The following is a 21681-nucleotide window of genomic DNA, read 5'->3' as shown; positions in this document are numbered from 1 at the left end:
GGCCTGCGTCGCATTCTACGGCATTGCGAAATCATATGCCCGGCGACGCGAACCATATTTCGTCACCAGGACATTACTCCTGCATCAGCCGCGCTTGCCGCGGCGCGGCATGCCGTGCTCGGAGCCGCGCGGACCCTGGCCACCGCGACGGCCACCGCCACCGGTGCCGGCAAAGCCGAAGGTGGTCTGCAACGGATCCGGCTGCTTCGGACGGCTGCTGCCGCGCTGCTGGGCAGCACCGAAGCTGCCCGGCTTGCCGCCAGCACCCTTGGCGCCGCCCTGGCCACCGCCTTGCGGACGGCCGCCCTGGCCCCGGCCACCAGGGGCCACGCCAGGCGCGGCCGGACGGCCGGAACCGACGCGGGCTGCCTGCGGGCCGTAAGGGTCGACGTTGCGGTTGGCGTCGGCGCGGTCGATGCGGTTGCCGTCGCTGCGGCGGGCTTCGTCGCCTCGGGGGCCGGCCTGCGGCTTGCCGCCGCGGCCCTTGCCCTGCTCGGCGGGAGCGGCCTTCTTTTCGACCCCGAACGCGTTCATCAGCGAACGCACGTCGTTTTCTTCCAGCTCTTCCCAGCGGCCGCGCTTGAGTGCGGTCGGCAGGGTCATGGCGCCGTAGCGGGTACGGATCAGGCGCGAGACGGTCAGGCCGACCGCTTCGAACATGCGCCGCACTTCGCGGTTGCGGCCTTCGCCGATCACCACGCGGTACCACTTGTTGATACCTTCGCCGCCGCCGTCCTGGACTTTCGAGAACGAGGCCACGCCATCGTCGAGCTCGACGCCGGCCAGCAGCTTCTGGCGCATGCCTTCTTCGAGTTCGCCCAGGGTGCGCACCGCGTATTCGCGGTCGATGTTGTAGCGCGGGTGCATCAGGCGGTTCGCGAGGTCGCCGGAGGTCGTGAACAGCAACAGGCCTTCGGTATTGAAGTCGAGGCGGCCCACGGCCAGCCACTTGCCGGTCTTCATGGTCGGCAGGCGGTCGAACACCGATGGACGGCCTTCCGGATCGTCATGGCTGACGATCTCGCCGGCCGGCTTGTGGTACACCAGCACGCGCGGCGGCTTGCTGGTGTTGACGCGGCGCTGGATCTGCTTGCCGTTGATGCGCACGGCATCGGTCGGCAGGATGCGCTGGCCGATGTGGGCCGGCTCGCCGTTCACCGACACGCGGCCGGCAACGATCAGGTCTTCCATATCGCGGCGCGAACCCAGGCCGGCTTCGGCCAGCACCTTGTGCAGCTTCGGCGCGTCGTCGTCCGAGGTCAGGTCGCGGCGCACGGCCTTAGGCTGCGCCTGGCCACGGCCGCCTTCGCTCGTATCGAAATCGTCCGAGGTGACGAAGGAGAACACGGCATCCGCGTCGCTTGACGGAGCGCCGCCCGGCTTGCCGCCCTTGCCCTGCTGCGGGCGGCCCTGGGCCTGGCCCTTGCCTTGCGGTTTACCCTGGCGGCCGGCCTGCTGCGCACCTGGCTGATTCGGCTGGTTTGGCTGGCCGCGCTTGCCTGGCTTTTGACCATTGCGGCCGCGCCCTTCGCGCTGGCCGCCGGCCTGTGGCTGCTCGCCGTCGGCGGGCGCATCAACACCGGTTTCGCTTGACGCCTCGATCGCCGGCGCGTTTTCCATCTGGCGCAGTTCGCGTTCCTGGCGCTTTTCGCGCATCTGGCGCGGGCCGCGCGGCTTGCGTTCGCCCTGGGCTGCGTCGGCTTGCGGCGCGGCTGCTGCCGGCGCGGCTGCTGGTGCCTCTACCGCTGGCTGGACTTCGGCTGCGGCAGCCCGGGCGGCGCGCGCCTTGGGCGGCTTGGCGGCCGGCTTGATCGCAGGCGCGTCAGGCGCGGCGGCTTCGCCCGGTGCGGCGGCGTCCGCTACAACAGGCTTGCGGGTGCGCTTCGGCTTGGCGGCCGCTTCCGGCGCGGCTGCCACCGCGCCCTCGGGGGCGGCAGCGGTTGCGGCGGGCTTGCGGGTGCGCTTCGGCTTGGCGGCGACGCCTTCGCCTGCGTCGGCAGGGATGGTCTGGTTCGGTTCAGTTGGGTTCATCATTCGACTCTTTATTGTGCTGACCTGGCCCAGCGGCTGCCGCCGTCTCGCGGTCAAAAATCGGGACTTCGACCGGCGCCGCGTCATCCTGGGCGCCCGTCTCGGTAGTTGTCTCGGTGTGTGTTTCGTCGGCGTCCGCTCGCGCTTGCGCCCTGTCAAAATTGTCGTTCAGTGCCGCTTCAAGTGCTTCGAGGCTGCGGCTGTCCGGACCGTCCGCGACCGCCTGCAGCGGCGGCAGTTGCGACAGCGACGCCAGGCCCAGGTCGTCCAGGAACTGCCTGGTGGTGCCCAGCAGCGCGGGGCGCCCCACCACCTCGCGGTGGCCCAGCACGTCGATCCAGCCGCGGTCCTCCAGCATCTTGATCGTCTGCGAGTTCACCGCGACGCCGCGGATTTCCTCGATGTCGCCGCGCGTGACCGGCTGGCGGTAGGCGATGATCGCCAGTGTTTCCAGCGTGGCACGCGAATACTTCGGCGGCTTCTCCGGCGACAGGCGGTCGAGATACGGCTTCATCTCGGGCCGGCTCTGGAAGCGCCAGCCGGAAGCCAGGCTGACGACTTCGATGCCGCGCCCCTGCCAGTCCTGGCGCAATTCTTCCAGCAAAATCTTGATCGTGTCGGACCCGACGCCGGCATTGAGCTGGCGCCCGCCCGCGTCGACCTCGGCGAACAGCTTTTTCATGCCGTGGATCGTCATTGGCTCGCGCGCGCACAGCAGGGCGGTCTCGAGGACACGTTTGGCCTCGTCAGTATTCATGTCGCGGTGTCGTCACGCTTCGAATGCAAGAAAATCAAAAAAATGAGTGCTAATCCGGGGTGCCACCACGGATGCCAGCCGCCGGCCCGATAAGCTGCGGTGCGAAGCTAAACGCGCAAAAAAACTGGAATCCTGGGGGCCCGGGCTGGATGCGCCGGGCTGACAAAGGTGGCAGGCTTGGCGCCCGCCACGACTGCCCGCTTGCCAGGCGGGCGGATAGCTGTTGGTCTTTCGGCCGAAACGGACTCTCGCATTACCTGGGGCAGAGCGGGAAGGCCAGGCTTCCCGGCGCTCGGCACGAGCGGACAAAGGCGAGTGAACTACAGCGTTTCTGACAATTGGCGGCCATTGTACCCGATAAAACCGGCAAACGGACAAGGCCCGGCGCGGCGCCGTGCAGGATGTGCCTTATTTGCCGTCTTATGTGCGTTGGTTACGAAGCAGGCGACAATTTTTCCGACAAAATCGCCGACACGCCGACAAAGGCCGGGTACTCGGCCGTGATGACATAGGTGGGGATCTGCGCCATGTAGCCGGAAAAGCGCCCGCGCTGCTCGAAGCGGCTGCGGAAGGACGAGTCGATAAAGCGCTGGCCCAGGCGCGGCACGATGCCGCCGCCGATATACACGCCGCCCTGGGCGCCGAGGGTGATCGCCAGGTTGCCGGCGGCGGTGCCGAGCATGCCGCAGAAGGCTTCCAGCACCTGGTCGCAGAGCGCGCATTCGCCGCTGAGCGCGCGGCGCGAGATTTCCGGTGCCGTGAGCTGTTCGCCCGGGCGGCCGGCACGGTCGCTTAGTGCGCGGTAGATCAGCTCAACGCCGGCGCCCGACAGCAGGCGCTCGCTGGATACGTGCTCGAATTCGCGCCAGGCGTATTGCAGGATCGCGACTTCCATCTCGTTGACCGGCGAGAAGCTGACGTGCCCGCCTTCGCTGCGCAGCGCGGTCCAGCCGGGCTTGCCGTTGGTCGCCGGGATCAAGCCGGACACACCCAGGCCGGTGCCGGCGCCGAGCAGGCCGATGGCCGCACCGGGCTCCGGCGCGCCCCCACCCACCTGCAGCTTCTGGTCGCCCAGGTGCGGCAGCGAGCGCGCCAGCGCGGAAAAATCGTTCACCACCAGCAGCGTGTCGAAGCCGCACTCCAGGCGCAGCGCCTCGATCGAGAAGGCCCAGTGGTGGTTGGTCATGCGCACCTGGTCGCCGACCACCGGGTTGGCGATCGCAATGGCAGCGTGGCGGATACCGCCATGCAAGACGGCGACCTGGGGCAGCGCCAGGTAGGCGCGTATGGCGTCGGCCAGCGTGGCGTGGTCGTGACAGGACAAGACTTCGATTGCTTCGAACCGGCCGGGTCCGGGCTCCAGCGCGAAGCGGGCGTTGGTGCCGCCGATATCGGCAAGCAGGCGCACGCCGCCGGCATGGGCAGGCGTCGGGGAGGCAGGGCTGGAAGCGAAAGCGGTCATTGCAGCAAGTCAGGATGCGATGACCTGAGCTTACTAAACTTTGTAACGCTATTACAAGTTATTTCTGTAGTTTAGGTACATGTACGTCGCATTCGTTGGATCCTGTGCAGCGCAGCATCCCTGATCGATAAAAGTAGTCGAACTACCTATCTAGCATGGCGACGGTCTGGCTCAATCACCGGTCTGCCACGGTGGTGGAGATGCCAGGCATCGAGGCCGCCTTGCAGCGGCCGCGTGCGGTGGAAACCATTCGCGAGGAATTGCTGCGCGACCTCGGCGGCCGTGACGTCGCCCGGGCAGCTGCAATAGACGACGATGTGGCGGTCCTTGTCGAGTGTGGCCATCAGCTGGCCGGGGGCGCAGGACTGGAACACCAGGGCGCCGGGAATCGCGGTTTCCAGTTCCTGCGCGGTGAGGCTGCGGGCGTCGATGATGAGCGGGTCGTGGCCGCCGTCGATCAGCGCCTTCAGTTCCGCGATGCCGATGCGCGGCACCGCCACCCGGGCGCGGTGACGGCGCCGCTCGACGAACTTGACGCCGATGAACAGCGCCAGCAGGACGGCCAGCACCGACAGCGCGGTGCCGCCCATGGTCTCGAGCAGGCCGAGCAGACCCTCGACGCTGTCGTGGAACAGGATGCCGAGCACGATGCCGGTGCCGCTCCACAGCATGGCGCCGGTCACCGCAAAGGCAAGGAAGGGGCGCGCGTGGGTGCCGATGGCTCCCGACAGCGGCGCCGCGATGGTATTGAAGCCGGGGACGAATTTCGACACCAGAAGTGATTTGACGCCGAAACGGCGGAAGCGGTCTTCAGTCTGGTTGACGCAGGAATCGGGGGACAGCGAGATTTTGCAGAGCAGCCGCAGGATGCGCTTGCCGTAGAAGCGCCCGGCGCGGAACCAGAACACGTCGCAGATCAGGCAGGCAAACATTGCCGCCAGCAGGCACAGCGGCCAGCTGACGTTGCCGTCGACCGACAGCGCGCCGGCCACCACCAGCACCGGAAAGGCAGGAATCGGCAGGCCGAACTGCTCGACAAGGACGATGCCGAACACGATCAGCACACCATAAGTCTGGAGCAGGTCGACTAGCTGGGGCATCGCATTAGTTTATCTGAATTCCCTTGCTGTCGCCCGGGCGCCTTTCGCCGTTGTAGGGTGGGCGGCTTGTAATCCGGGCCACTGGCCCGGATTACCCCGCGCGTTCAACATGCGGTTGAATGGACGCGACGCATAAATGCACATGTGATTTGAACGCGCGGGCGGGAAACCCGCCCGCCCTACGACAATCACCGGCGGCGATCGTGGTCATGCACCCCGCGGTATCGCCGCCAGCAAGGCCCGCGTGTATTCATGCTGCGGATTACGGTACAACTCGTCCGAATCCGCCATCTCCACCACGCTCCCGTGGTGCATCACCATCACCTGGTCGGCGATGTATTTCACCACCGACAAATCGTGCGAAATGAAGATATAGCTCATCTTGTATTCGTCCTGCAGGTCCTGCAGCAGATTCAGCACCTGGGCCTGCACCGACACGTCCAGCGCCGATACCGATTCGTCGCAGACCAGGATCTCGGGCTTCATGGTCAGGCAGCGCGCGATCGCGATGCGCTGGCGCTGGCCGCCGGAGAACTCGTGCGGATAGCGATGGAAAGCCTGCTCGGGCAGGCCGACGCGCTTCAATAATTCATAGGCCATCGCCACGCGCTCGCCATCGTTGGCGCCGATGCGGTGGATGCGCATCGGCTCCACCAGGATCTGCCCGACTGTGAAGCGCGGGTTCAGCGAGGCGTACGGGTTCTGGAAGATGATCTGGATGCGCCGCTTGTAGCTTTGATAGTCGCGGTCGGACATCGCCAGCAGGTCGCGGCCCTCGAACAGCGCGCTGCCGCCGGTGGCGCGGTGCAGGCGCAGCAGGGTCAATCCGACGGTGGTCTTGCCCGAGCCGGACTCCCCCACCACGCCCAGGGTCTTGCCGCGCGCCAGCGTGAACGACACGTCCTTCACCGCCCTGAACTCGCGCTTCTTGAACAACCCCTCGCGCAGGTAGAAACTCTTGGCGAGGTTCTGCACCACCAGCAGCGGCTCGTCGCCCGGCGCGCTGCCGCGCGTACGCTGCGGCAGGATCAGTCCAGCCTGGACGTGCTCGCCGAGATAATCGTCGATGACCGGCAGGCGCACAGGACGTTCATCCAGCTTCGGGCGGCAGTGCAGCAGCGCGCGGGTGTAGGCATCTTGCGGCGCGCCGAAGACCTGGGCGGCGGCGCCCTCCTCCCGCACTTCGCCATGGCGCATCACGATCACGCGGTCGGCGATCTCGCCCACCAGCCCGAGGTCGTGGGTAATGAAGAGCACCGACATCTGGTGCTTTTTTTGCAGGCCGGCGATCAGCTCCATGATCTGCTTCTGGATCGTCACGTCGAGCGCCGTGGTCGGCTCGTCGGCAATCAGCAGCTTGGGTTCGCAGGCGATCGCCATCGCGATCATCACCCGCTGCTGCTGGCCGCCGGACATCTGGCCGGGATAGGCGTCGATTTTTGCCAGAGGGTCAGGAATCCCGACCTCGGCCAGCAGCGCCAGCGTGCGCTCCCGCGCCTGCTTCGCGTTCATTCCCATGTGCCGGCGCAGCACCTCGCCTATCTGAAAACCCACGGTGAACACCGGGTTCAGCGAAGACATCGGCTCCTGGAAGATCATGGCGATCTCCTTGCCGCACAGCCTGCGCCGCTCGCTGCGCGGCAAGTCGAACAGTTCGCGGCCATCGAAGCGTACGCTCGATCCGGGATGGATGATGGTCGTTTCTTCCGGCAGCAGGCCCATCACGGCCAGCGAGCTGACCGACTTGCCGCTGCCCGATTCGCCCACCAGCGCCACGGTGCTATTCCTCGGCACGTCGAAGGAGATGCCCTTGACCGCTTCGACGCTGTTCTTCTTGTCGGTGCGGAAGGAGATGCGCAGCTCGCGTACCTGCAGCAACAGCTTGGGGTCGTGGGCGGTCATTTGAGTTTCGGATCGAGTGCGTCGCGCAAGGCATCCGCGAACAGCGAGAAGGCCGTCACCAGCAGCGCCATTGCGCTGGCCGCCGCCGCCAGTTGCCACCACTTGCCCAGGATGAGTTCATTCTGCGCCTCGTTCAGCATGCTGCCCCAGGACACGGTGCCGACCGGCACCCCGAAGCCGAGGAAAGACAGGATCACCTCGGCCTTGATGAAGCCCACCACCAGGATCGACATCTGCACCAGCGCCACGTGCGAGACGTTCGGCAGGATGTGGCTGAACATCCTGCGCAAGCTCGACGCCCCGATGGCGTCGGCCGCCATCACGTATTCGCGCGCCTTGTGCTTGATGTATTCGGCGCGCATCAGGCGGTAAGGCCCGGTCCAGCCGGTCAGGCCCAGGATCAGCACGATGGTCATGACCCCTTTCTGCTGCAGCACCGCGGCCACGGTCAGGATCATCAGGATCGACGGGATCGAGGTGAAGATGCTGTAGAACCAGTTGAACAGATCGTCCACGATCCCGCCGTAAAAGCCCGACAGCGCGCCGAACAGCGTGCCCAGTGTCACCGCCACCAGCGCCGCCACCAGGCCGACCACGATCGAGGTCTCGCCACCCTTGATGGTCTTCTTGATGACGTCATGGCCCCACTTGTCGGCCCCAAAAGGCAGCGTCAGGGCTTTTTCGCGCGGCGGGTGTGTCGCGCGGACCTGCGCCTTGAGTTCCGCCAGCTCGGCGGCCAGCGGATCGAAGGCATTCGGCGGCGTCTCGCGCGGCAGCTGGGCCGCGGCGAGGGCGCGGGTACCGGCATCGGCGCCGATAAAGGACGGCGGCGCGTAGTTGACCGCGACCTCGTCTTCCCAGTCGCCCGCGACCAGGCCCGCCGCGGACAGCAGCAGCATCAGCAGGAAGGCTGCCACCACTGCCAGCGCGGCCATGGCGATGCGGTCGGCGCGCAGGCGGCGCCAGGCCAGCGCCCACAGTCCGGGCGAACTGCGGGCCGCCACCCCGATCTTGCTGGTCATCGCAGTCATGTGAGGCGCACCCGTGGATCGACCGCCTGGTACAGCAGGTCGGCCAGCAGGTTGAACACCATGGTGGCCACGGCCACATAGACCGTGATCGCCTTGATCACCGGGAAGTCGCTGCGCTCGACGGCCAGGATGACTTCGCGCCCGATGCCGGGAATGCCGAAGAAGCGCTCGAGCAGGAAGGCGCCGATCAGCAGCGCCGGCAGGTTGGCCATGACGTGGGTGATGATCGGGATCGCCGCGTTGCGCAGCACGTGGACCCAGACGATGCGCCGCTCGCTCAATCCCTTGGCGCGCGCGGTGCGCACGTAGTCCTGCCCCACTTCGTCCAGCACGAAGCTGCGGTACAGGCGCAGGGTCGGGGCGATCGACACCGCCAGGCCGATGATGATCGGCAGCAGCGCATAGCGCAGCAGGTTCTCGCCCAGGCTACTCCCCCAGCCCTGCACCGGGAACATCCCCAGCTGGTAGGCGAAGACATACTGGAACACGATGATGTAGACCAGGATCGAGACCGACATGCCGATCGTGCACGCGACCATCACGGCGCGGTCGGTCAGCGAGCCGCGGACAAACGCGATGGCCAGCGCCAGCGCGATGCCGAACAGGGTTTCGAGGATGGTCAGCGGCACCAGCACCGTGAGCGACGGTCCAAGGCGGCTCGCAATGATCTGCGACACCGGTTCGCCGGTGCTCCAGGCATTGCCGAAATCAAAGGTCAGGATCTGCTGGATGAAGATCCACAGCTGCACGGTATAGGGCTGGTCGGTGCCGAGCTGGCGCCGGATATTCTCGATCGCGGCGGTATCGGCCATCTTCCCTGCCAGCAGGTAGGCCGGATCGCCGCCGACCCAGTTGAACAGCACGAACACCAGCACCACGACCCCGAGCATGGTCGGCAGCATCTGCCACAGCCGCCGCAGGATAAAACTCAGCATAGGTTTCCTGAAGGTCCAGAAAGATCGGCACCGGTTGCGCGCGTCTGGCGCCGCGTGAAGGCGGTCGAAGAGGCGGGCCGAAGAGGCGTAACGATAGCGCATATTCCGCCGGGTTGACAGGTGGCCAGGATGCCATCAGCCCATTCCTTTTTGTTTCCCGCGTATAAGGCCAAATCGATTTTTTGTAAATACTTTTCGACAATAGTTGTATTTATATCTTGTACAGACATTCCAATTGACAACGTATGCACACGAATGTTTTTATTGCCAGGTAGTAAAAGATGCCGTTTTTGTATTTTGTGCGGCAACGTGATCGATGCACCTCTGCGGACGTCGTCAAAAAAAGAGCCGCAGGGCTTACCTGGGAATTTTCGACATGATGGTTGAAACAGTAATATCTCGTTCGGTTCGATTGATGTTCGCAGGCGGCATGGCATTTGCCGCTACCGCCTATGCGCAGGAAGCGCAACAGGCTCCAGCTGGCGAAGGCCAGAACCTGCAACGCGTGGAAGTGACCGGTTCGCGTATCGCAACCGCCAACCTCGAAAGCGTGAGCCCGGTGACCGTGGTGGGCGCCAAGGACATCAAGCTGGAAGGCACGCGTTCGGTGGAAAACCTGCTGAACAACCTGCCCCAGGTCTTCGCCGACCAGGGTGGTTCGATCTCGAACGGCTCGTCCGGCACCGCAACCGTCAACCTGCGCAACTTCGGCGCCGACCGCACCCTGGTGCTGGTCAACGGCCGCCGCTTGCCGGCAGGTTCGCCGCGCAACACCGCAGCCGACTTGAACCAGATTCCGGCAGCGCTGATCAAGCGCGTCGAAGTGCTGACCGGCGGCGCCTCGGCCATCTACGGCTCGGACGCGGTCGCAGGTGTCGTCAACTTCATCATGAACGACAATTTCCAGGGCGTGCAACTGGAAACCAACTACGCGTTCTACAATCACCAGCAGAACGGTGGCATGGCTGCCGACGCCGCACGCCGCCGTAATTTCCCGGTCGCAGGCGACAAGGGCGCCGACGGCAAGATCAAGGACGCCAACCTGCTGCTGGGCGGTAACTTCGCCGATGGCCGCGGTAACGCCGTCGCTTTCTTCGGCTACAAGAAAGAAGACGCGCTGCTGCAGTCCGAGCGCGACTTCACCGCCTGCTCGCTGGATGGCTTCAGCTCGGGCAACACCTTCAATTGCGGCGGTTCGGGCACCAGCTTCCCAGGCCGCTTCTTCACCGACGCCGGCCAGCGCACCGTCGCCGATGCGGCCGGCAACACCCGTCCGTACGTGGCTGCCACCGACCAGTACAACTACGGCCCGCTGAACTATTTCCGCCGTCCGTCGGAGCGCTACACCTTTAGCAGCTTCACGCACTTCGACATCAACGAGCAGATGCGCCTGTACACGGAAGCCAGCTTCCACGATGACAGCACCGTCGCCCAGATCGCTCCATCGGGCCTGTTCGGCTTCGACGCCTCGGGCTCGAACGCGATCCGCTTCGAGAACCCGTTCCTGTCGCCGGCATGGCGCCGCGACCTGGGCCTGACCGGCCCTGGCGATACCGCCGACGCACTGATCTTCCGCCGCAACGTGGAAGGCGGCGGCCGCCGCGACGACCAGCGCCACACCTCCTACCGCGGCGTGATCGGCATGAAGGGCGACGTCGGCAACTGGACCTACGACGCCTTCCTGCAAGCCGGCAAGGTGCTGTACTCGGAAACCTATTTCAACGACTTCTCGAACCAGCGCATCGGCCGCGCACTGAACGTGGTCGCGGGCCCGAACGGCGTGCCGACCTGCCAGAGCGTGATCGACGGCACCGACACCAACTGCGTCCCGTACAACATCTGGTCGCTGGGCGGCGTCACGCCTGAAGCACTGAAATACCTGCAGACCCCTGGCTTCCAGAAGGGCAGCACCTCGCAGACCGTGCAGGGCATCAACCTGTCGAGCGACCTGGGCGAATACGGCATCAAGCTGCCGACCACCAACCGCGGCATCGGCGTTGCATTCGGCTGGGAACACCGCACCGAAAAGCTCGACCTGGCAACCGACACCGCCTTCGAAACCGGCGACCTCGCCGGCCAGGGCGGCCCGACCCTGGGCGTGGCCGGCCAGTTCAGCGTACGCGACTACTACGCCGAAGCCCGTATCCCGGTGCTGGAAAAAATGCCGTTCGCCGAGTCGCTGACCCTGAACGCGTCCTACCGCAAGTCGGACTACTCGACCGGCCAGAAGACCAGCTCCTACGGCGCCGGCGCCGAATGGTCGCCGATTGCAGCCGCCAAGCTGCGCTTCAGCTACCAGCGCGCTGCCCGCGCCGCCAACGTGGTCGAACTGTTCACGCCGCAAGGCCTGAGCCTGTTCGGCATGTCGTCCGACCCATGCGCCGGCGCCACCCCGTCGGCTACCCTGGCACAGTGCGCGCTGACCGGCGTCACCGCGGCCCAGTACGGCCGTATCGAAGACAGCCCGGCACAGCAGTACAACCAGATCACCGGCGGCAACACCGGCCTGGCGCCGGAGGAGTCGGATTCGTACACCCTGGGCCTGGTGCTGACCCCGATGCGCAACCTGAGCATGACAATCGATGCATTCGACATGCGTGTCGAAGGCGCGATCGGCGGCTTGCCAGCATCGACCACCCTGACCCAGTGCTTGCAGACCGGCGATGCGAAGTTCTGCGGCCTGATCCAGCGTGACCGCCTCGGTACCCTGTGGGCACTGAACGCCGGCCGTATCGTCGCGACCAACCAGAACCTGGGTTCGATTTCGACCAAGGGCATCGACCTGGGCGCGAACTACGGCTACAAGATGGGCGGCTACGGCAACCTGGACCTGTCGTACATCGGCACCTTCCTGAAGGAGTTCAAGCAGGAAGACTTCCCGGGTTCGGGCGAGTATGACTGCGCGGGACTGCACGGCACCACCTGCGGCACCCCGCTGCCGAAGTACCGCCACAAGATCCGCGCCGTGTGGGGCACCCCATGGCAGGGCCTGGAAGTGGGCGTGACCTGGCGCTACATCCGCGGCGTGAAGCTCGACGCTACCAGCGACAACCCGCTGATCAGCACCGAGTTTGAGCCGGCCGACGAACGCCTTGCCGCGCGCAGCTACCTGGACCTGGTGGGCTCGTGGGCCATCAACAAGAACCTGACCCTGCGCGTTGGCGTGAACAACTCGCTGGACAAGGATCCGCCAGTCACCGGTGTCGTCGCCGCAGTCCTGGGTAACGGTAACACCTACCCGCAGGTGTATGACGCCATGGGCCGTCATGTGTTCCTGAACCTGACCGCCAAGTTCTAATCCGGCGAGTCACATGAAAACGGCGCACCCAGGTTGAACTGGGTGCGCCGTTTTTTTATGCCGCCAAACCTGCTGTTCCCACGCCGGCCTTATTCGCGGCGCAGCCGGCGCTGTACAACCGCCGCCGCCAGCCCCTCCAGCACCCCGATGCTGGTGTCCCAGTCGATGCAGCCATCGGTCACCGATTGCCCGTAGACCAGTTCCTTGCCTGGCACCAGGTCCTGCCGCCCCGCTACCAGGTGCGATTCGATCATCACGCCCACGATGCGGTCGTCCCCGCCCGCGATCTGGGCCGCGATGTCGGCGCATACCGGTACCTGGTTCTGCGGGTTCTTGCTGCTGTTTGCATGCGAAGCGTCGATCATCAGGCGGCTTGCCAGCCCGTTGGCGGCCAGCTGTTTGCAGGCGTCCTCGACGCTGGCCGCATCGTAGTTCGGCGCCTTGCCGCCGCGCAGGATGATGTGGCAATCCTCGTTGCCCGCGGTCGACACGATCGCCGAATGCCCGCCCTTGGTCACCGACAGGAAATGGTGCGGCTGCGAAGCCGCCTTCATCGCGTCGGCCGCAATCTTGATGTTGCCGTCGGTGCCGTTCTTGAAGCCGACCGGACAGGACAGGCCCGAGGCCAGCTCGCGGTGCACCTGCGACTCGGTGGTCCGCGCCCCGATCGCGCCCCAGCTGATCAAATCGGCGATGTACTGCGGGCTGATCACGTCGAGGAATTCGGTGCCGGCCGGCAGGCCCAGCTCGTTAATGCTACGCAGCAGCTCGCGCGCCATGCGCAGGCCGTCATTGATGCGGAAGCTGTTGTCCATGTACGGATCGTTGATCATGCCCTTCCAGCCGACCGTGGTGCGCGGCTTCTCGAAATACACCCGCATCACGATCTCAAGCTCGCCGGCCAGGCGCTGGCGCAGCGGCGCCAGGCGGCGCGCGTACTCGAGCGCGGCCTGCGGGTCGTGGATCGAGCAGGGGCCGACCACGACCATCACGCGGTCGTCCTGGCCGTGCAGGATGCGGTGCAGCGCCACGCGCGCGCCGGCCGCGGTCTGCTCGGCCGCCGGGGTGACCGGGAACTCGCGGATCAGGTGCGAGGGCGGCGTCAGTTCCTTCATTTCGCGGATGCGTAGGTCGTCGGTGCGAGGCATGCTGTACTCCGTGGTGTGTGTGTCTGGGCTAAGAGCCGGGGGGCTGAAAACAAAAAACCGCCATCGCTGGCGGTTTGTCTGGATTGCGTCGGACTGTTCTGCTGTCGCGTGAACCTGCCGCTACTCCACCGCCAAGGGGCTGGAATGGCTAAAGTAAAAATAGCAGGTAAAGAAAACGTGCTGGCGCATGGGAGTCGATCTGGCCCGGTTGGCTATGTCTGGTTTGACTATAACAATATAGCATGAAGATTGGCAAGCTACTTCTCGGTCGCCTGCGGCCACCGGGTTTGGCAAGCGGTTGCGCGAATCCTACAGCATCTTGCGCGCCACAACCTGCTGTTCTCGCTGAGCCGCGGCGACTGGACGGTCAACCTGGCCAAGCGCTACATGTCGCACTACACCGACCAGAATTCGGCGGTGGAGCCCGAGTTCTTCAACACGGTCGGCCATCACTCGACCTGGTCGCTCTCCGGCACCTATACCGGCGACCAAGCGGGCGGAGTTCACTGCGGACATCAAGAACCTGTTCGACAAGGAGCCGCCCTTTACCAACTAGCTCACCAACTTCCAGCTTGACTACGATCCGCGCGACACGGACCCGCTCGGCCTGACGGTGTACATGCGGGAGACCTATAAATTCAGTTAGGCACCAAACCGTAGGGTGGGCGTAAAACAGTCCACTGGACTGTTTTACCTGCCCATGCGTTCAAGCAGCTGACGCGTAGCCGCGCGGCTATTCGTTAGCAACTAAACGCGTGCGCGAATCTTAGCTTTACTAGAGAGTGTGGACCTCGAGACCTTCCCATTCGATCAGTCCTGATCGCTCTTGGAAACAACAACGCCCGGAAAACCGGGCGTTGTGTTAAAGCTGGCCAGACAAGACCTCAGCCCGTCCCGCCCACGGTCACGCCATCGATGCGCAAGGTCGGCTGTCCAACGCCCACCGGCACGCTCTGGCCTTCCTTGCCGCATACGCCCACGCCAGAATCCAGGCGCATGTCGTTGCCGATCATCGAGATGTTGTTCATCACTTCCGGACCATTGCCGATCAGGGTCGCGCCCTTGACCGGGTAGCTGATCTTGCCGTTCTCGATCATGTAGGCTTCGCTGGCCGAGAACACGAACTTGCCGTTGGTGATGTCGACCTGGCCGCCACCGAAATTGACCGCATACAGGCCGTTCTTGACCGAGGCCAGGATTTCTTCCGGATCCTTGTCACCGGCCAGCATGTAGGTATTCGTCATACGCGGCATCGGCAGGTGGGCGAAGGATTCGCGGCGCGCGTTACCGGTGACCGGCATCTTCATCAGGCGCGCGTTCATCGTGTCCTGGATATAGCCTTTCAGGATGCCGTCTTCGATCAGCGTGGTGCACTGGGTCGGGTTGCCTTCGTCGTCCATGTTGAGCGAACCACGGCGGTCCTGCAGGGTGCCGTCATCGACCACAGTCACGCCCTTGGCCGCGACGCGTTCGCCGATACGGCCGGCGTAGGCCGACGAGCCCTTGCGGTTGAAGTCGCCTTCCAGGCCGTGGCCCACCGCCTCGTGCAGCAACACGCCGGGCCAGCCCGGGCCGAGCACGATGGTCATCGGGCCGGCCGGCGCCGGACGCGCCTCCAGGTTGACGCAAGCCGATTTCACCGCCTCGGTCGCATACTGGTCGAGCAGCTCGTCGCTGAAATAGCCGTAGTCGTAGCGCCCGCCGCCGCCGGACGAACCGACTTCGCGCCGGCCATTCTGCTCCGCGATAACGGTGACCGACACGCGCACCAGCGGACGGATATCGGCCGCCAGCACGCCATCGCTGCGCACCACCAGCACCACGTCGTATTCACCGGCCAGGCCGGCCATCACCTGCACCACGCGCGGATCCTTGGCACGGGCCATCTTCTCGACGCGCTCAAGCAGCTTCACTTTCGCGGTCGCATCGAGCGAAGCCAGCGGATCGTGCGGCAGGTAAAGCGAGCGGCCGCCGGTCGGGCGTGCCGCGGTAGCGATCTTGATCTTGCCGGAACCGGCGCGGGCGATCGTGCGGGTCGCCGCTGCCGCATCGAGCAGCGCCGCTTCCGAAATATCGTCTGAATACGAGAACGCCGTGCGGTCGCCGGAAATGGCGCGCACGCCGACGCCCTGGTCGATCGAGAAGCTGCCGGTCTTGACGATGCCCTCTTCCAGGCTCCAGCCCTCGCTCTTGGTGAACTGGAAATAGAGGTCGGCGTAATCGACCTTGTGCGTGAACATCGACCCCAGCGCGCTCAGCAGCTTGCCCTCGTCGAGGCCGAATGGTGTCAGCAGCACGTCGCGCGCAACCGCCAGGGAGGAAAGGTTCGGTTCGAATGGTTTCATTTTGCGTTCGGTCGTTCAGATAGAGAAAGCATTGTGCCATATCCCCGCGCTTCGTAGCGGTACGCAGCCCGCCCGCCGCACTTCCCAAACAATGAGGGTCAGAGTCAAATTGTTTGCCAAGATCTCAGGATCTATTGCAGCAAATTACGAAAAATGGTTTTAGACCACTTGATGTCCATCTCTTGGCAAATAATTCAACTCTGACCCTATTTATTTTTGGCCTCGGTTGACACATAACGGCGCCCAAGTACCAGCCAAAGCCGCTCGATGCCATGACTCGTTTCCAGGAAGACGCGTTTGAGACGATTTCGTCGCCATTGAGCGGCCATTCGAACTGAGAACGGGCGCCAATTAATTAGGGTCAGAGTCGAATTGTTGACCAAGATTTCAGGTTCCGTTGCACCTACTTACGAAAAATGGCGGAAAGCCAGTTGATATCAGGCTCTTGGCAAATAATTCTACTCTGACCCTAATTATTCACAGAGGCAGGAGGGACCGCACAGGACGGGATGTGCAAAGCGATATGGGCAGCTCCCCTACAGCTTGCGATGCTTCAGCGCCGGCAAACTCTCGCGCACGCCGGCCAGGAAGGCAGCATCCAGCGTGCCGGTGATGACGCCCTCGCCTTCGCGCAGCACCGCTTTCACTTCGCCCCAGGGATCGACCAGCATGCTGTGGCCGAAGGTGCGGCGGCCGTTGGCATGCAGGCCGCCCTGGGCCGAGGCCAGCACGTAGCACTGGTTCTCGATCGCGCGGGCGCGCAGCAGCACTTCCCAGTGCGCCAGGCCGGTGGTGTGGGTGAAGGCTGCCGGGACCACGATCAGGGCGCACTCGCCCATCGCGCGGTACAGCTCGGGAAAGCGCAGGTCGTAGCAGACCGACAGGCCGACGCGGCCGAAGGGCGCCTCGAACGCCCCAACGGCTTCCCCCGGCACGATGGTGCGCGCCTCGTCGTAGGACTCGTCGCCCTTGTTGAAGCCGAACAGGTGGATCTTGTCGTAGCGGCTGACCGCCTGCCCATGCGGGTCGTAGACCAGGGTGGTGTTGAGCACCTTGCCGGCGTCCGGCGACACCAGCGGCAGCGTGCCGCCGACCAGCCAGATGCCATGTTCGCGCGCCAGCCCTGCCATGCAGTCCTGGATCGGTCCCGCACCCTGCTGCTCGGCGTGCGCCACCTTGTCGCGGTCGCTCATGCCCATGATCGGCCAGTATTCCGGCAGCCCGACGAAGCCCGCGCCCTCGCCCGCTGCCTGCGCCACCAGGCGGCGCGCGGTGGCCAGGTTCTCGCCGACATCGGGGGTCGACACCATCTGCACTGCGGCTACCTTCGTCATGTCAATCCTTCCTTGCGTTGGCGCGCGCCGTCGGGGAAAGGGGCACCGGCGGCGGGTTGTCGAGCTTGGTGATGACCGGGGATTTCCACGGTCCCGAAATCTGCATCTGGTAGGTCAGCGCCTTCATCACCGGTGCGCGCAGGAACAGCTGCGCCAGGAAGCTGCCCAGGCCGATCACCGGGTTGACCGCCAGGCCGTAGACCAGCGGCCCGGTGCCGAGGTTGAATTCCGGGATCACGACCACGCGCAGGTTGGTGGTTTCGTTGGCGATGTCGGCGCTGCCGTCCATCAGGATGGTGGCCGCCACCCCGTGCATCTTGAGGTTGTCGGTGCGCAGCACGCCGCGCTGGATCATGGCGTTGGCGCTGATGCCATCAAACGCCAGGCCTTGCGAGAACACGTCGTGGAAGTCGAGCTTGAGCAGGCGCGGCAGCGCCTGCAGGCTCAGTACGCCCAGCAGCTTGGCCGCGCCCGGGTCCTGCTTCAGGAACTGGCCGGATTCGACATTCAGCTCGACCTGGCCCGACAGGCTCGGGATGTCCATCGCATACGGCAGCCCGCTCCACGAAATATCGCCGGACAGCTTGCCCTTGCCGCGGCGCAGGGTCTCGGGGAAGCCGAGGCGGTCGAGCAGCTTGCCCGCATCATCGATGTCGAGCATGAAATTCAGGCTGGTATTGCTCTTGCCATCCTTGGTCAGCCAGCGCCCGTTGGCCTTGAGCTGGCCCTCCGGACTGTCGAGGGCGAGACGGTTGATGCGCCATTCGCGCCCCGCCAGCGCCTGCACGTTGCTCGCTTGCAGTTCGAGGCGGCCGAGCCGTTTGTCGAACAGCTGGAAGTTCTCGGCCACGATGTCGAGCGAGGGGATGGTCGCGGAGACACCCTGGTTCGATTCCAGCAGGTTCTTCACCTCGGCCTCGTCCGATTCGGGAATCACGAGCGAAGCCAGGCGCGCGGTGACCTTGCCCAGGCCCTGGCCGCTGCCCGATTCGGCCCAGGTCACATAGCCGCTGACCTGGCGCGAATTCAGGTTGGCCTGCCAGGTGTCCTTCAGGTGGGTCGCGCCCAGCACTACGTCGGCCAGGCGCCGCTCTCCGACCGTCAGTTCGGACACGCGCCCCGCGATCACGTCCGGCACCACGTATTGCGCGAATTCGCCACCGGTCGCAGGAGTACCGGCACCTGCTCCGCCACTCGCTTCGCCACCCGTGCCCGCAATCGCCTTGCCCGCCGCAATCCATCCATCCACGTTCAGCGCGCGCATGTTCACATGGATCATGGTGCCGCTGTCCGGTTCCGGCGCCGGCACGTTCACGCCGATGCCGCCGCGCTGCACCAGCCACGGGCCGCGCCCCTGCTTCTCGCGCAGGTAGCGCGCCGCCAAATCATCTCCCAGCGCCACGCGGATTTCGTCGCGTGCCACGCCGTTGACGGTCGGCTCGCCGGCCAGCGTGAAACGCAGCGGCAGCGCATTCGCCTGCGGCTTGTTTAACGGCGCCGGCAGCTCCAGGCCCAGGCCCGCCAGGTTCGATTCGAGCGTCACGGTTCGCCGCCCTTCGCGCACTACCACTGCGCCGGTATAAGGCGTGCTGCCGGACAGGCGCGCGCCCAGGCGCTGCAGCGCCGGCACCGGCGCGGTGCGGCGCATGCCGTCGGCCGACAGGGTGCCGCCGAGGCGGATCGCGATGCTGCCGTCCTTCTGGGTGCCGCCCGACAGCGCCAGCGGCCCGCCGAGGAAACTGGCGCCTACGCCGTTCAGGTTGACGCCGCGCTCCCAGAAATCGATCCGGCCCAGTGCCGCCTGCAGCGGCGGCAGTTCCGGGAACAGGCTGATGTCGTTACCCAGCAGTTGCAGGCTGCCCAGCACCTTGGTGTCCCCTAGGTGTGCAAGCGGCATGCGCAGCTTCAGGCCAAGGCGCGCATTGCCGCCGGCATGGGTTTCATCGGTGAAGTGGCCGATCCATCCAGGCACCGGGCTGGCTGCCACGTAGTGCAGGAATTCCTGCAGCGGGCCGGCGGCGGTGCCGTCGATCTCCAGCATTTTGAGGTCGTGCGCACCGAGGTCGGGAATCACCGCCTTCACGTTCGATAGCGCCACTCCCATCGTGCGCAGGGTGTCGCCGCGGATTTCCATGCGGGCGCGGTCGAACTCGATGCGGCCGTTGATGTTTTCGGCCAGCGGCCACAGGGGAGTACCGTCGGGGTGGCGGTGGCCCGGTGCGTATTCAAGGCGCGCATCCTCGAGGCGGCCGGCGGCGCGGAACTCGCCGCGCGCGCGCTCCAGTACCTTATTTGTCAAACCCGTGGCACGGAAGGGGAAGTCGGCCAGGTCGCCGCGCAGGCGCAGCGTGGCGTCGCGAAGCAGGCCACCCTGCAGCGCACCGGTCAGCCAGCCGCGCAGGCCTTCGGGCGTGGCCAGCGGCAGGAAGCGCCCAACCTGGCCGATCGCGAAGCCGTCGATCTTGCCGGTAAAATCGGCGACGCCCGGGCCGCGCCCCGGCTGGAGCGGCAGCGTGTGGCGCCCGGAGAGCGAGCCATTCAGGGCGCCCTGCGCGAACTGCAGGTTCTCCACTTCGACCAGCAGCTGCTGGCCCGGGTCATAGGTCCATCGTGCTTTCAGCCCCAGCCGGTCGAGCGGCATCATCGGCTCGGCGAACCAGGCCGGCAGCAGCAGCACCGCGGCCTGGGAATCGACCGTCACGCTGCCGCTGCGTTCGCTGGCATCGATGCTGCCGCTCAGGTTCTGGAAACCGGGGGTGGCCGGGCGCGCCGGCAGCGCAGGCTGGCCGGCGCGGGCCGGCTGGGCGGGACGCTCCGCGCGCGCATTGACTGCCAGCCCGGCCACGTCGCCGCGCACCCGGAACGAGCGCAGCGACGGATAGCGTCCTTCCCAGTTGGCCGACAGGTCGAGCACGCGCCCGCGCGGCGCGTAGTCGGCCAGCATCTGGCGCTGCTGCGGCGGCAGCGGCAAATACCCGGCCAGCGCAGACAGCGCTCCGATATCGAGCTGGCGCGCTTTCAGCTCGCCGTGCTCGGGACGGCCGCCACGGGCCGGACGCCAGCTCTGTTCGAGCGTAGCCGGCGGCAGCGTGCGCCCGTCGCGGGTCGTCACCGAGAAGCCGGTCAGGCTGACCGTGTGGCCGTGGGCGCCAAAGGTCGGCTTGCCGTCCTCGGTCCCGGGCAGCATTTCTTCGCGCGCCGCCAGCCGTCCCCGCACTTGCGCCAGCTGGAGTGGCGCCAGCGCCGCGCCCAGGCGGGCGTTGACGTCGGCCAACGCCAGGTCGGCGGTGAAACCGGCTACCCGGGCGTGATCGAAGCTGAGCCAGGCGCGCACCGAACCGCGCCCGCTGGCCAGTTCGAAAGGCATGTCCACGTGGCGCTTCCACGCTGCCAGGTCGGCGCCGCGCAGGTCGGCGTACAGCTCGCCCTTCCAGCGCTTGACATCCGACGGACGCGCGCCGAAACGGTGGCGGAAGCGCGCGCGCAGGTCGAGCGGGCGGCCGAGCGCACGCGGCGGGGTGGCGCGCAGGGCGAACTGGTGGCCGCCGCCGAAGCGGTTCAGCAGCGCCATCGTGACCTCGGTCAGGGCCAGGGTCGGCCGGCCGCGCAGCTCGTCGGTCCAGTCGACCCGCCCGTCGCGGATCACGATCTCGCGCTGGCGCAGCAGCCAGTCGGCGCCGCGGCCGTCGTCTTTTTTATTCGGGTCGAGCCGCACGCCGGCCACCGTCAGCACGCCATCCAGGCCGCGCCGCACATCCAGCTGCGGACGGTGGACCTCGAGCGCATGCAGGCGCGGCTCGAAGGCGGCCAGGCTCCACCACGACAGCGTGGCCGACACCTGCGGCAGCGCCAGCACCTGGCGGCCCCTGGCATCGATCAGGCGCACGTCGGCCAGGCTCAGGGCCGGATGGATGCCCTGCCACGAGGCCGACAATTGCGAAATGGTGACCCGGTTGCCGAGCACACGGCCGGCGGCGGCTTCGATGTCGCCTTTATATAGACCGATGTTCGGGAGGATGGCGTAGCGCAGCACCAGGAACAGCACGGCCAGCGCAAAATAGATGAACAGCACCAGCTTGATGGTGAAGCCGAGGACGTGGTGCGAGGCCAGGTTCGCATAGCGATAGGCCGCGCGCATGCGCTGCCAGCGCACGGCCAGCGGCAGGTGTCCGCCCTGTGCGTGCGCCGCCTGCGGTTCCGGATTGTCCATCAAGGTGCTCAACAAAGGCCGCCGTAAATTAAAACTTTGATAACAGATCGCTTGCAAGGGTTGCGGCGTCTACCTTACCATCATGCTGACCGGGGCAGCACGGCGGGCAATTCTACCGCACGAACGCC

At 65.7% G+C, this 21681-nt stretch carries 13 protein-coding genes; 2 read left to right on the top strand and 11 right to left on the bottom strand.

Annotated elements, in window-relative coordinates:
- Window positions 1-84: 84 nt before the first annotated feature.
- The 7 genes from rluB to HGB41_RS14920 all read right to left on the bottom strand — a co-directional run bounded on the left by rluB (window position 85) and on the right by HGB41_RS14920 (window position 9218).
- Window positions 85-2031, bottom strand: a complete 1947-nt coding sequence (gene rluB, locus HGB41_RS14950; protein WP_171086333.1) for a 23S rRNA pseudouridine(2605) synthase RluB — start codon at window positions 2029-2031, stop codon at window positions 85-87.
- Window positions 2018-2788 (bottom strand): SMC-Scp complex subunit ScpB, encoded by a 771-nt coding sequence (scpB, locus tag HGB41_RS14945; RefSeq protein WP_171085793.1) that lies wholly within the window; start codon window positions 2786-2788, stop codon window positions 2018-2020. Before scpB ends, rluB begins: the two co-directional genes overlap by 14 nt.
- Window positions 2789-3221: 433 nt before the next feature.
- Window positions 3222-4250 carry a glucokinase gene (locus HGB41_RS14940; RefSeq protein ID WP_171085791.1) on the bottom strand — a complete coding sequence of 343 codons (1029 nt, stop codon included), beginning with the start codon at window positions 4248-4250 and terminating at the stop codon, window positions 3222-3224.
- Window positions 4251-4396: 146 nt separating this feature from the next.
- On the bottom strand, window positions 4397-5350 hold the full coding sequence (locus tag HGB41_RS14935) for a rhodanese-like domain-containing protein (protein WP_171085789.1): 954 nt from the start codon (window positions 5348-5350) through the stop codon (window positions 4397-4399).
- 207 nt (window positions 5351-5557) lie between these two features.
- Window positions 5558-7252, bottom strand: a complete 1695-nt coding sequence (locus HGB41_RS14930; RefSeq protein ID WP_171085787.1) for an ABC transporter ATP-binding protein — start codon at window positions 7250-7252, stop codon at window positions 5558-5560.
- The gene (locus HGB41_RS14925; protein WP_229423045.1) at window positions 7249-8283 is read right to left on the bottom strand and encodes an ABC transporter permease; all 1035 of its coding nucleotides are present in this window, start codon (window positions 8281-8283) and stop codon (window positions 7249-7251) included. Before HGB41_RS14925 ends, HGB41_RS14930 begins: the two co-directional genes overlap by 4 nt.
- On the bottom strand, window positions 8280-9218 hold the full coding sequence (locus HGB41_RS14920) for an ABC transporter permease (RefSeq protein WP_171085785.1): 939 nt from the start codon (window positions 9216-9218) through the stop codon (window positions 8280-8282). The genes HGB41_RS14925 and HGB41_RS14920 overlap by 4 nt, the downstream gene beginning before the upstream one ends.
- A 430-nt stretch (window positions 9219-9648) precedes the next feature.
- Between HGB41_RS14920 and HGB41_RS14915 the strand changes: the two genes are divergently transcribed.
- A complete protein-coding gene (locus HGB41_RS14915; protein ID WP_229423044.1) occupies window positions 9649-12516 on the top strand; it encodes a TonB-dependent receptor domain-containing protein in 2868 nt (955 codons plus the stop codon).
- Between the two features lie 89 nt (window positions 12517-12605).
- Here the strand turns inward: HGB41_RS14915 and aroG are convergent, their stop codons facing one another.
- Window positions 12606-13664 carry a 3-deoxy-7-phosphoheptulonate synthase AroG gene (gene aroG / locus HGB41_RS14910; protein WP_171085780.1) on the bottom strand — a complete coding sequence of 353 codons (1059 nt, stop codon included), beginning with the start codon at window positions 13662-13664 and terminating at the stop codon, window positions 12606-12608.
- Between the two features lie 249 nt (window positions 13665-13913).
- Here aroG and HGB41_RS14905 point away from each other — a divergent pair, with 249 nt between their 5' ends.
- Entirely contained in the window at window positions 13914-14240 is a 327-nt protein-coding gene (locus HGB41_RS14905; protein WP_171085778.1) for a hypothetical protein, read from the top strand.
- Window positions 14241-14548: 308 nt separating this feature from the next.
- On the opposite strand, the gene tldD is transcribed toward HGB41_RS14905, so the two are convergent.
- From tldD to HGB41_RS14890, 3 genes are all read right to left on the bottom strand, one after another.
- Window positions 14549-16009, bottom strand: coding sequence for a metalloprotease TldD (gene tldD, locus HGB41_RS14900; RefSeq protein ID WP_171085776.1), 1461 nt, complete (start codon window positions 16007-16009; stop codon window positions 14549-14551).
- A 536-nt stretch (window positions 16010-16545) separates the two neighbouring features.
- Entirely contained in the window at window positions 16546-17343 is a 798-nt protein-coding gene (locus tag HGB41_RS14895) for a carbon-nitrogen hydrolase family protein (protein WP_171085774.1), read from the bottom strand.
- 1 nt (window position 17344) lies between these two features.
- A complete protein-coding gene (locus tag HGB41_RS14890; protein WP_171085773.1) occupies window positions 17345-21553 on the bottom strand; it encodes a YhdP family protein in 4209 nt (1402 codons plus the stop codon).
- Window positions 21554-21681: the final 128 nt, after the last annotated feature.

The sequence above is a fragment of the Telluria aromaticivorans genome (assembly GCF_013003915.1).
In the GTDB taxonomy this organism is placed as follows: domain Bacteria; phylum Pseudomonadota; class Gammaproteobacteria; order Burkholderiales; family Burkholderiaceae_D; genus Telluria; species Telluria aromaticivorans.
Note: the sequence above shows the minus strand (reverse complement) of the source record. Positions and strands in the feature narration are given on the sequence as shown.